Consider the following 10,827-nt stretch of genomic DNA (forward strand, 5'->3'; position numbering starts at 1 on the left):
GGGCATGCAGAGTTGGAGGCCGCTAGAGAGCGGACCGTTCGTCGGACGGACACAGGAGATCGCCGCGCTGGTCTCACAGTTACGAGAACAGCGGCTGGTCACCCTGGTGGGCATGGGCGGGATCGGGAAGTCCCGGCTCGCCGCACAGGTCGCCGAGGAACTCGGCTCGAACCCGTTCACGAGCGTGCACTGGGCCCCACTCTGGTCGCTGAGCAACTCCACCCTGCTCACACCGCTGGTGGCCGATGCCTGTGGTCTCACGGACCATTCCACCGGTGATCCGGTGGACACGCTCGCCGCACGGATCGGGCCGCGGCGCGTACTGCTCGTCCTTGACTCCTGCGAGCACCTCGTCGGCGAATGCGCCCAGCTGGTCGAACGATTGCTCGCACGCTGCCCCGCGCTCGTCGTGCTCGCGACCAGCCGGGAGCCGCTCGGGACGAAAGGTGAGCAGCTTTTCCAGGTCGGCCCCCTCCCCCACGACTCCGACGCGATGGAGCTCTTCGCCGAACGGGCCACCGCCGTGGGGGTGCGGTGGACACAGCCCGAGGACCATGTCGCCGCCTCCGAGGTGTGCCGGTGGCTGGAGGGCGTCCCGCTCGCACTCGAACTCGCCGCCGGGCAGCTGCGAGGCAGAACGGTCCGCTCCCTGGCCGGGGTCCTCGGCGACAGGCTCGGGCTCGCCGAACCTCCCGACAGCCGGGTTCAGCCGGCGCGTCACCGTGCTCTGCGGACGACGATCGGGTGGAGCCACGAATTGTGCGAGCCCCATGAGCGCCTCCTGTGGGCACGGTTGTCGGTGTTCCGCGCGGGCACCACGGTGGACGACGTGGTGCGGGTGTGCCGGGGCGGTCCCCTGACCGATGTCGCGCTGCGCGAAGCCCTCGAAGGACTTGCTCGCAAGAGCGTCGTCCGGCTGTCAGGTGATCGCGTGCGCATCTACGACACCGTCCGCGAATACGGGGAGCTCTGGCTCGACGCACTCGGCGAGACGCGTACGACGGCCGACCGTCACGCGCTGCGCTTCCATGAACTGGCGCTGACTGCGGAGAGGTCCTGGTGGGGACCGGATCAGTCGCAGGTGTACGCGAGAGTGGCCTCCCGGTACGGCGATCTGTGTGCCGCGTTGGAGCACCTGCTGTCGACAGACCTGGCGAGAGCCGCGGAGATGGCGGGAGCGCTCGGATTCTTCTGGGCGTGCTCGGGCCATCTGCGCGAGGCGGCGCACTACCTGGAGGAGTGCGTCAAGGTGGTCACCGGGCCCCCGGCCACCATGGCGAAGCTGTGCTGGGCCCTCGGCGTCGTACGGTGTCTGCGAGGCGAGTACGAGGCTGCGGTGCGACTGGCCGACAGCGCCTACGCGGAGGCGGTTCGAGCGGCCGAAGGGGCGCTGCTCGCGGACGCCTCTTACCTGCGGGGGCTGGTTCTGCTGTTGCGAGGCGAGCCCATGGGGGCTCTCGCCGTCGCGGACCAGGCGCTGTCGGATCCGCGGAGCGGCGCACCCGCGTCGGCGCGGTGCCGTCTTGTACGTGTCTTCGCGCTGACGGCGTCCGGATCCCTGTCGACGGCGCGCGCCGAGGCCGAGGAGTTGCGGGCCGACGCCGTCGCCGCAGGGGAGCATTGGACCCGCTCGTACACCGAGTACCAGCTGGCCCTCATCGCGCTGACCGACGAACGGCCGGCCGACGCCCTGGTGCATGCCAGATCCATGTTGCGGGACAAGCGTCTCATCGGTGACACGTTCGGGCTCGGCCTGGGGCTCGACCTGTTGGCCGCGGCTTTGACGGCTCTCGAGTGTGGCCGACAGGCGGCCACCGCATACGGTGCGGGGCAGGTGTTCTGGGAGATGGTCGGTCACCCCCAGCGCGGCACGCCCGAGCTCAAGCCCCTGCGGCAGCACGCGGAGCACACCGCGCGGCTTCAGATCGGTGACGGCGCGTACGAGGACGCCTACGTTCTCGCCCAACTCACCGACCCGTTCGTGACGCTGGAATCGATTCTCGCCGTCGACTGAACGCCGGGCGAGGCGGACCGCGGCGGGACGGCACGGGCAGCCGGCCGAGTCCTGCGCCGGTCGCGCGCTGGTGCGCCTGATGCGGCCCGCCTTCTCCAGGCGGTCGAGCCGACGGAGGGTACGGCCCTGCCGCGCCGTACCGGCGCGCGGCACGGGACAGATCGGTCTGCGGATCGCGAACCCTCCATACCCGCAGCAACCCGGGCTGCGTGACCAGGCAACTGCATCCGCCGAGGGACAGCGTCTCGAAGCTATTCGGGAGGGCCGGGCCGTCCGTGGGCCGGCTCGGCGGCCGCCGACTCCCGGGCCGGGCTGGAAGGAGGAGGCCATGGCCTCGAACGAAGCGGGATCACTCCCCCGGCTCCACGCTTACCTGAGCTATGCGGACGCCGAAGCGGGCCTTGCCTGGCTGTCGTCCGTCGGGTTCGCACAGGTGGCGCGCCAGACCGCCGCCGACGGCTCCGTGATCCACGCGGAGGTACGGCTGGGGGACGCCGTCGTCATGGTCGCGAGCGCGGACGCGCCCTCTGCCCGACCTGCTCTCCACGGGATCAGCACAGGGAGCGGCCTCTACCTCTGGTTCTCCGCCGAGCCAGCGGTCGACGACTGGTATGAGAGAGCAGTCGCCGCCGGTGCCGTCGGCGTGATCGAGCCCGAGGACACGGGTTGGGGATCTCGGCGCGCCCGTGTCCTGGATCCGGAGGGGTACGAGTGGAGTGCGGGCACCTACGGGCCGGGCTGAGCGAGCCGAGTCGGGTGCCGGCGACGAGGGCGTGTCATGAGCCGACGGATCCAGGGGCACCAGCGACATCGCGGCCGCCGAGCGCTCGGGCCACTTCCTCGGGCCTCCTGATGCCCCCTCCGCGATCAGCACCACGAGGCGAGCGCCGGCCGGATGAAGAGGACACGAGAGCGGAGTCGGTCCCCTCGGCTGTGGGGCATGGAGCCGAAGAGGGCCTCGCGGCGTCCGGCCCCGGCCGGGACCGCCGTGAGGCCCTCTTCGTACGCGGAGATGTCCGCCAGGAGCCGACGCCGAACCGACGCAGGGCGACGGCCAGACCCACGTCGGTGGCGAGGAGGTCGTCAGGGACCGGGGCCATCAGCGACGACAGCGGTGCTGGGGAGGCCCTGGCTACCGCACCACGGCCGTCGCCCGCGAACCCGACGTGACGTCGACGAGGAATCGCAGCTCCAGTGGCCTCCGTACGAGTCCTAGCTGATTCGGTGACAGACCCCGGCCCGCTGGGCTCCATTGATCAGCTGGACCGAGCAGACCTTGCCCTTCCGCATGTGCTTGCGCGGATGGATCTCGAAGCCGTCACCCCAACTGCAACCGTGGCGCCCCTGTCGGGTCTCCTGGTGGTACAGACTGCCAGCCGTGTCGTAGAACCGGATCGCGCCCTTGGCGCCACAGGTGAACTCCGACAGGGGCGATCCGAAGCCGACCTTGTCGACGTACGTGCCGCTCCCGCTGACGGACGCGCACAGCACCCGTACGGGTGGCAACGGCCAGGGGTCGCATCCGTGGGCTGAGGCCTGCGCCGACGTGGGTGCGGCGATCAGCCCCAACGAGATCAACGCGGTCGAGGTCACCAGCGTCACCCAACGCCGTAAGCGGCTCGAGGAATTCACCAGGGCTCCGATCTGTGTCCGGCGCCTCCGCCCTGCGGCGAACAGCGAGTTGGCGGCCTCACTATGACCAGAGGACCGCAAGGCCGACAAGCCTTGACACTGTGGGAACATCTGCGCGAACCAGAACGATCCGAAGAACAACGCGCCGCCAGGTCTCAAGCCAAAGCCCCCTGCCCGCAGTGCGGCCGGGCTGGGCACGGGTCAGCGAAGGATCTGCACCGCGTAGAGCACGCCGATCACCGTCGCGAGGGTGCCGAGCAGGAGCCGCAAGGCCGTTTCGGGCAGGTGCGGCTGAAGACGTGCACCGAGGTACCCGCCCAGGAGGCCACCCGCACCACAGGCAAGGCCCAGCAGCCAGTCAGGTGCAACATCGCCACCAGCGGCGAACGAGAGCAACGCATAGGCCGCCGCGCCGACGACGGACGTTACGAATGTGGCGGCCAGCGCAGCGGGCGCGACTGAGGCGACAGGCACTCCTCGGCCAACGAGGACCGGGCCGATCAGGGAGCCGCCCCCGATCCCGTAGATGCCTCCGGCGACACCGACCGCCAGGGCCAGCGTGGTCGTCGCACGGGGTGATGGCTGGTCACGGGTGCGCGGCGGCGCCGGGCGAGCGGTCCGCAGCAACAGCCACAGCCCGAGTGGCAGCAGCAGTGCGGCGATGAGGAGGCGGAAGATCCGCGGGCCGGGAACGGCGAACACACGGATCACGGCACCCACGACGACGCCGGGAACGGTGCCCGCGATGAGCAACCGAGTCAGCGGTCCGCCGAGCCGCCCGGCCCGCCAGTAGCGCAGGAGGGCGCCCGGGCCGGCCACGACGTTGTAGAGCAGGTTCGTGGGCGTCACAGCCGGGCTCGGCACGCCGAGCACACTGACCTGAACGGGCAGCAGGAACACCGCTCCGGACACGCCCACAGGCGCGGTCGCGACCGATATCAGAAGCCCGGAGGCGAAACCGAGCACACCCGTCGACCACTCCACGGCACCCCCCACCCTCCCGCCGACCGGGAACACCCGCCCCGGGCACTCCCGCTCTCTCGCACACCTGCACCGCCCTGATCCAACCCCCTCCAGGGACGGCGAACAACTGCCGCCCGACGCCGCTTCCCGCGCGACTTCGGTGAACTTGTCTGGGAGCGGGAGGGGTGACGGCCCCGGTGGCGTGCACCGGTGAGTGATCGTGCATGGTGGGCGCATGGCCAGTCGTGTGGAGAGGTACCTCGCCCATCTTGATCAGCTTTCCGGAGGAACGGAGCCCCGCTTCTTTCCCGTCGAGTCGACCAAGCAGGGGCTGCGGGGCGTGACGGAGATCGTGTACGACAACCTGCCGGACGGGCTTCTCACGGCGCTCACCTACGGGGTGTCGCTGGCGGAGCATCCGGATTGGCGACACGGCTCACCGGAGCTCTGCCTCAGCGTGAAGTCGACCAACGTGATCTGGGCCCACGCGGTGGGCTTCCTCGCCGAGCAACTCCGTGGCACCTGCCCCTTCAGCTACGGCAGCACCCTCGATTTCGGCGAGCGCATCGTGCCCGAGTCGGCGATGACGGCCTTCGTCGTGTTCGCACCGCTGGTCATCGAACGGGACGACTACCTGGGCATCGACGTCGGCATTCCGGGACACGAAGGCCACGACCTGATCAACATCCAGGGGATGTACCCCATCCACGAGGTCGAGCGGCAGTTCATCGACGAGCACGGGCTGGAACGCTTCTGGAAAAGCAACTGGGACCCCACCGACGTGCTCCGTCGCCCCGCGGTCTGATCCGCGAAGAGGAGGCGCCCGGCCCGACCCCTGCGGGTGGCGTCCTCGTCGGCACCGGCTCCACGTGGGGCGGCCACCTCGGGACCGGGAAGAGCCGGGGTGGCGCAACGGCCCACCGGACGATTACCGCATCCCAGCCCGCTGGGATGATCAGCCCATGTTGCGAACCGTTGAGATCACTGCCGAACTGACAGGGCTGGACGAAAGCGAGGAGTTCCACAACCTCCACTGGCAACCGAAGCTGGAATTGAGCCTGGACTGCTTCATATGTGAGCGCACGGGCCGCACCACATCCTTTGAGTACGGCCAGGAACACGCGAACTGTTCGGGAGACCAGAAGCACCCGCGACACCCGGCCGCGGCACGCATTTCAGGCTTCGACGTCACTCACGAAAAGGATCGACTGGCACTCCGGGCAGTCGTCGACTTCTGGTGGGCACCGTTCCACGACGCCAAGCGGGACACGCGATCGACCGCGATGACACGCTGGATCCGTCTGTACGCCGCATACCTCTGCCCCCAGTCCAGACAAGCCGGAACGTTCAGCACCCAGAGCAACCTTGTCTGTCCAGTGAGCCGAATCTGCACATGCGGGCAGCCACTCGGCACGATCTCCCACGCTCCCTCCCTTCGGCAATTGATCTGACCCTCAGGGTTTCCAGGAGTCACCGGCCGATTCACCGGATACGCGAGTCTGGCCACACGCAAGAGTCATGACGTGGAAAGACGTACGGCGAGGGCGGCGATGTCGTCGTCGAGACGGCCTCCGCTGTAGCGCAGGAGGTCACGGTGGAGAGCCGTGAGCAGGTCGCGGGGTGGCGTCGGGGGCTGCTTGCGCATCCAGGCCGCCAGCGGGAAGAACTCGCCGTCCCGGGCACGGGTCTCGGCGATCCCGTCGGTGTAGAGCAGCAGCAGGTCATCGGGGGCGATGTCGAAGGTGTCGACGTTGTAGTGATCGCCGATCAGCTCGGCGAGGCTGAGCAGGGGTGCGGGCGACGCGGGCTCGAGAATCCGCAGTCCGTCGCGGTTGAGGAGCAGTGGTGGGGGGTGTCCGCAGTTGAGGATGCCGATGCGTGCGCCGTCGTGGGGGATCTCGGCGAGAAGTGCGGTGGCGAAGCGCTCCATCGGGCCCTCGGGAGGAAAGGCGGCGTTGTAGCGGGTGCTGCTGGCGTCCAGCCTGCGGGCGATGTCGACCATGTCCCTCTCGTCGTAGGCCGCCTCCCGGAAGGCGTTGACGATGGCCGCGGCAGCCCCCACCGCCGGCAGGCCCTTGCCGCGCACGTCACCGATGAGCAGCCGCACCCCGTACGGCGTGTCGACCACCTCGTAGAAGTCTCCGCCGATCCGGGCCTCCGCCGCGGCCGCCAGGTACAGCGACTCGATCTCGACCCTCCCGAAGCGGCGCGGCATGGGACTCAGCACCACCTGCTGGGCGGCGTCGGCGACGAGCCGTACCTGGAACAGGGTGCGCTCCCGCTGGAGCCGAGCGTGGCTCCCGTACGCGGCCGCCACGGTGACCGCGACGATTCCCGAGGCCGTCCACCACGTCCCCAGGTCGGGGAAGACCAGACCGAGACCGATCATCAGGAGCAGGCAGACCGTCCCGAGCAGAACCGTGGGGAGGACCGGCCACATCGCGGCGGCCAGGGCCGGCGCCGCGGGGAGCAGGCGACTGAAGGCCATTTCCGGCGGAGTGGCATAGGCCAGGCTCGCGATCACGATGGTCAGGATGACCGGCGACAGCCGTACGAGCCTCCCCCGGCCGTAGCGCCGACGCAGCCGCGGCCGTCCAGACTCGATCACACTTCCCACAATATCCTGGCAATACGGTCACAGCGCAGTGACAAGCGGTACCGGACCGTCCACCACCGCGCCCCTCACATGCCCTCCCCACGCAGGCGGCGGCCGCGTATCCGGCGTAGTCGCTGATACGGCGCCCGTATCCGCGCGCGCCGGGACGCCGGGGCAGGGGCGGGCCGGAGCCGGGCGGGCGATCGGACGGGATACGCCCGGAGGTGTGTGCGGGATGCCCTGTGGGGGCTCATGACCGCTGCCGTTGGAGTCCGGCAGCCGGACGGCCGCCCTGGGCGGGCCACCGGGGGTGCGCTGATGGCGGCCTGTGCGCCGGAGTCGGGTCGCGCCACGCCGTGTGGACGCTCCCCCTCGCGCTGCGACCGGACGCCTGCGATCCGGCCCTCGGCCGGGCTATGAGCAGGACAACGGATGCCGTGGCCTGCAAACTCGTATAAAGGGGCACTGCCCGGCAGCACCGGTCACCCTGTGAGGTTGTGTCGTGCACGATGTGCCGTCGTGGCTCTGGATCGTCTTCGCCGCCACCGTGTTGGTCTCGCTGGCGGTCGATCTGCTGGCCCACCGCCAGGCGCACGTCATCGGTTTCCGCGAGGCGGCCGCCTGGAGCGCGGTGTGGATCAGTCTCGCCATCGTCTTCGGCGCCGTGGTGTTCCTCGTCGTCGGCACACAGGCCGGAGTCGAGTACACGACCGCATGGCTGCTGGAGAAGAGCCTGTCGGTCGACAATCTCTTCGTCTTCGCCCTGATCTTCGGCTACTTCCGCGTCCCCCGCGCCTACCAGCACCGCGTCCTGTTCCTCGGCGTGCTGGGCGCCCTCGTCTTCCGGGGCATCTTCCTGGCCGCCGGCGTCGCCGTCGTCAGCCGCTTCACCGCCGTGCTCTACGTGTTCGCCGCGATCCTCTTCTACAGCACGTACAAGATCCTCAAGGAAGAAGAAGGCAGCTTCGACCCCGGCCGCAGCATCGCCGTACGCCTCCTGCGCACCATCATCCCGGTACGCGACGACTACGCCGGAACGAAATTCTTCGTCAAAGAGGCCGGCAAACGCGTGGCGACCCCACTCCTCGCGGTAGTCGCCGCCATCGAGGCAGCCGACCTCGTATTCGCCGTCGACAGCGTCCCAGCCGTTCTCGCCGTCAGCAACGACACCTTCATCGTCTACACCAGCAACGCCTTCGCGATCCTCGGCCTACGAGCCCTCTACTTCATGCTCGCGGGCCTCCTCGACCGCTTCCACTACCTGAGCAAGGGCCTCGGCATCATCCTCGCCTTCATCGGCGTGAAACTCGTCCTCCAGGCCTCCCACGAGATCATCAGCTCCGACATTCCCGAAATCCCCTCACCTGTCAGCCTCGCCGTGATCGTCATCATCCTCACCATCTCCATCACGCTCAGCATCCTCCGCCCCCCAACGGATAAACCCTCACCCGAACCAGAGCCGGAACCGGAAACCGGCCCCGAAAAGGGACCCTGAACCGGCACGGGGAACCTCGAACGAAAAGGTCAAAACCGGGCAAATCTTGCTTAAAATGTGAGTATGTCCAGCGAGAAGCACGCCGCAGCATCGCAACCCGGTCGTGTCTGCCCGTCCTGCGGACACCCTGTGCCGACCACCATCGAACGCCACAAAACCATGGGCATCTACGCCCCCCTCTACAGCTCCGGGCCCTGCTCCAACACCTCCTGCTCCCGAAACCAACGGCAGCAGGACCGGGAGGAGAAGACCACCTCGGGCGCCGACAACCCGAGGGAGACAGACGTCTGACAGGGCAAGCCGGTACCACCAGACACACAGAACCGTCCGGTCACGCGATCGGATGTTTTCCCGCCGGCACTCCGGCCATGTCGCCGGTGCCGGTGATCTGGACGTAGCCACGCCGGCCCGTCCCTGCCTTCACGCGCGCCGTTCGTAGGGCGCGCCATTCGTGGGGAGCGCCATTCGTGGGGAGCGCTGGCTTCCGGTGCCACCTCGTCCCCGGCCTCAGCGCCGACGCCATCGGGCTTCACCTCGCCTCGCATGTGGCGTTTCCTCCCAGGCGATCGCGCGCGAGGCTTCCTCGCCGGCGAGTGCGCACACCTGCGGGCCGGTGCCGAGTGGGTACACCTGCGGGCCGGTGCCGAGTCGGCACATCTGCGAGCCGGTGCCGATGCGAGCCGGTGCCGAGTCGGCACATCTGCGAGCCGGTGCCGACCGGTCGACGTCGCCGTTCCGGTCACGGACCATACTGGTCGAGCCCCGATCACCCACTGGACGGTTCCATGGCCAAGAACAGCCCTTCCTCGATCCCTGCTCCGGACACCGCATGGCTCGCACGGGGGCGTCACCTCGGGCCCGAGCCCGAGCGGGACGTCCGACGCAACCTGCTCGCCCTCAAGGCGGCCGGAGTGATCGACGACTTCCTCGACCTCGACCCCGTCGAGGCGGCCCGCTCCACCGACATGTTCCCCCGGGACGAATCCGCCGACCCCGGCCCCACGGCCCGCCGCGTGTTCGAGGCACGCTGGCGCGCCTCCGGCAACGTCACCGTGCGCGCTCAACTGACCACCTACGAAGCCGAGTCCCGAGCCGTCGGCAACGACAGCGAGGTCGCCTGGGTCCTGGCCGCCGAGGCGGAGCGGGCGTGGGACGCGAGTTGGCCCTCACCCGCCACCATGTTCTGGCCCGACAGCGACCACATCGCCTGGGATCACGACAGGGTCGCCGGAGGGCGTCTGCGGAGCGCGAACCACCTCCCCAAGGACGACGGCGAGTTGCGGCGCCTCCTGCGCGACTGCACCCGGCAGAGCTGGTTCATCCATGTCGTGGTGCACGAGGCGATGACACCGGACACGCTCGGACGGCGGCCGGTCACCGCGTTCCTGCCACCGAGCCTCAGGCACCGGGTGATCGAACACCGGGCCACACCGGAGCAGGCGCTGATCGCCGATTTCGCGATGAAGCGCGAGCTGGGCGTGGGGCTACCGCGCGGCGGGGCCGTCGTCCTGCCCCTCACCCCGCAGGCCGAGGGGTACGACCCGGAACGCTTCACCGTGAACAACGTCTTCCTCGACGGCACGGAGCCGACCGCGCTCCTGCAGAAGATCACGGAGTTCGCCTCGCTGCCGCGCCCCTTGCCGGACGGCGCCGAACAGGCCCTGGTCCGATTGCGCCAGGGCTGGCACCTGCTCACCCCCGACGAGGAACTCGTCCATGCGCGAGCCATGGTCACCAGGTACGCCGAGGCGCTCAGGGCCATGACGGCGTCCTGCGACCTCTACCGCGAGGCTGCCGAGTCGGCACACGCCGCACTCGCGGAGGCCGGCAGCGGCCGCAGCACCGCCCAGGCACTCCCGCCGGCTACGGCCGAGCAGGACAGCTCGGCACTGAAGACCCTCACGAAGACGTTCTCCCTCTTCCGTCGACCTGATCGGTAGAGGCCGGGAACGGGACCACGGCGGGAGCCGTGAGGCCGTTCCTGCTCCGGCCACATCGCTGAGACGTTCGCGGTCCGGCCCCCGTGCCTACGTGCGGCGCGCCGCACGGGGGCCCCGCCCGGCCCCGCCCGGGGGGGGGCGCCCCCCGGCCGGGGGGGGGGGGGCGCGGGGGGGCGGGGCGGCGCAC

10 protein-coding genes are annotated in these 10,827 nt (G+C 69.5%); 7 read left to right on the top strand and 3 right to left on the bottom strand.

The annotated features are described in order from the left end of the window. Nucleotides 1-4 precede the first annotated feature (4 nt). Both AB0D99_RS33870 and AB0D99_RS33875 read left to right on the top strand, forming a co-directional pair. The gene (locus tag AB0D99_RS33870; protein WP_362371376.1) at nucleotides 5-2,014 is read left to right on the top strand and encodes an AAA family ATPase; all 2,010 of its coding nucleotides are present in this window, start codon (nucleotides 5-7) and stop codon (nucleotides 2,012-2,014) included. A gap of 328 nt (nucleotides 2,015-2,342) precedes the next feature. Then, a complete protein-coding gene (locus AB0D99_RS33875) occupies nucleotides 2,343-2,756 on the top strand; it encodes a VOC family protein (protein ID WP_362371379.1) in 414 nt (137 codons plus the stop codon). 470 nt (nucleotides 2,757-3,226) lie between these two features. On the opposite strand, the gene AB0D99_RS33880 is transcribed toward AB0D99_RS33875, so the two are convergent. Together AB0D99_RS33880 and AB0D99_RS33885 are read right to left on the bottom strand one after the other, a co-directional pair. After that, complete coding sequence (locus AB0D99_RS33880; RefSeq protein ID WP_362371382.1) at nucleotides 3,227-3,607, bottom strand: hypothetical protein; 381 nt, start codon at nucleotides 3,605-3,607, stop codon at nucleotides 3,227-3,229. A gap of 240 nt (nucleotides 3,608-3,847) precedes the next feature. Then, the gene (locus tag AB0D99_RS33885) at nucleotides 3,848-4,630 is read right to left on the bottom strand and encodes a sulfite exporter TauE/SafE family protein (RefSeq protein ID WP_362371385.1); all 783 of its coding nucleotides are present in this window, start codon (nucleotides 4,628-4,630) and stop codon (nucleotides 3,848-3,850) included. Nucleotides 4,631-4,844: 214 nt separating this feature from the next. On the opposite strand from AB0D99_RS33885, the gene AB0D99_RS33890 reads away from it, so the two are divergent. Further along, nucleotides 4,845-5,414 carry a suppressor of fused domain protein gene (locus AB0D99_RS33890; RefSeq protein WP_362371388.1) on the top strand — a complete coding sequence of 190 codons (570 nt, stop codon included), beginning with the start codon at nucleotides 4,845-4,847 and terminating at the stop codon, nucleotides 5,412-5,414. A 157-nt stretch (nucleotides 5,415-5,571) separates the two neighbouring features. Continuing rightward, nucleotides 5,572-6,060 (top strand): hypothetical protein, encoded by a 489-nt coding sequence (locus tag AB0D99_RS33895; protein ID WP_362371391.1) that lies wholly within the window; start codon nucleotides 5,572-5,574, stop codon nucleotides 6,058-6,060. A 65-nt stretch (nucleotides 6,061-6,125) separates the two neighbouring features. Here the strand turns inward: AB0D99_RS33895 and AB0D99_RS33900 are convergent, their stop codons facing one another. Further along, the gene (locus AB0D99_RS33900) at nucleotides 6,126-7,217 is read right to left on the bottom strand and encodes a PP2C family protein-serine/threonine phosphatase (protein WP_362371394.1); all 1,092 of its coding nucleotides are present in this window, start codon (nucleotides 7,215-7,217) and stop codon (nucleotides 6,126-6,128) included. Between the two features lie 490 nt (nucleotides 7,218-7,707). On the opposite strand from AB0D99_RS33900, the gene AB0D99_RS33905 reads away from it, so the two are divergent. From AB0D99_RS33905 to AB0D99_RS33915, 3 genes are all read left to right on the top strand, one after another. Beyond that, a complete protein-coding gene (locus AB0D99_RS33905) occupies nucleotides 7,708-8,700 on the top strand; it encodes a TerC family protein (RefSeq protein ID WP_362371397.1) in 993 nt (330 codons plus the stop codon). A 129-nt stretch (nucleotides 8,701-8,829) separates the two neighbouring features. Then, nucleotides 8,830-8,991: a hypothetical protein gene (locus AB0D99_RS33910; protein ID WP_362371400.1), complete on the top strand. Its 162-nt coding sequence runs from the start codon at nucleotides 8,830-8,832 to the stop codon at nucleotides 8,989-8,991. A 494-nt stretch (nucleotides 8,992-9,485) separates the two neighbouring features. After that, a complete protein-coding gene (locus AB0D99_RS33915) occupies nucleotides 9,486-10,640 on the top strand; it encodes a hypothetical protein (RefSeq protein WP_362371403.1) in 1,155 nt (384 codons plus the stop codon). Nucleotides 10,641-10,827: the final 187 nt, after the last annotated feature.

It is taken from the genome of Streptomyces sp. NPDC047971, assembly GCF_040653355.1.
Taxonomy (GTDB): domain Bacteria; phylum Actinomycetota; class Actinomycetes; order Streptomycetales; family Streptomycetaceae; genus Streptomyces.

What these genes read in the sequence shown, in the direction of transcription:
- AB0D99_RS33915 (WP_362371403.1), top strand. Translation starts at nt 9,486, where the DNA reads ATGGCCAAGAACAGCCCTTCCTCGATCCCTGCTCCGGACACCGCATGG.
- AB0D99_RS33895 (WP_362371391.1), top strand. Translation starts at nt 5,572, where the DNA reads ATGTTGCGAACCGTTGAGATCACTGCCGAACTGACAGGGCTGGACGAA.
- AB0D99_RS33890 (WP_362371388.1), top strand. Translation starts at nt 4,845, where the DNA reads ATGGCCAGTCGTGTGGAGAGGTACCTCGCCCATCTTGATCAGCTTTCC.
- AB0D99_RS33870 (WP_362371376.1), top strand. Translation starts at nt 5, where the DNA reads ATGCAGAGTTGGAGGCCGCTAGAGAGCGGACCGTTCGTCGGACGGACA.
- AB0D99_RS33875 (WP_362371379.1), top strand. Translation starts at nt 2,343, where the DNA reads ATGGCCTCGAACGAAGCGGGATCACTCCCCCGGCTCCACGCTTACCTG.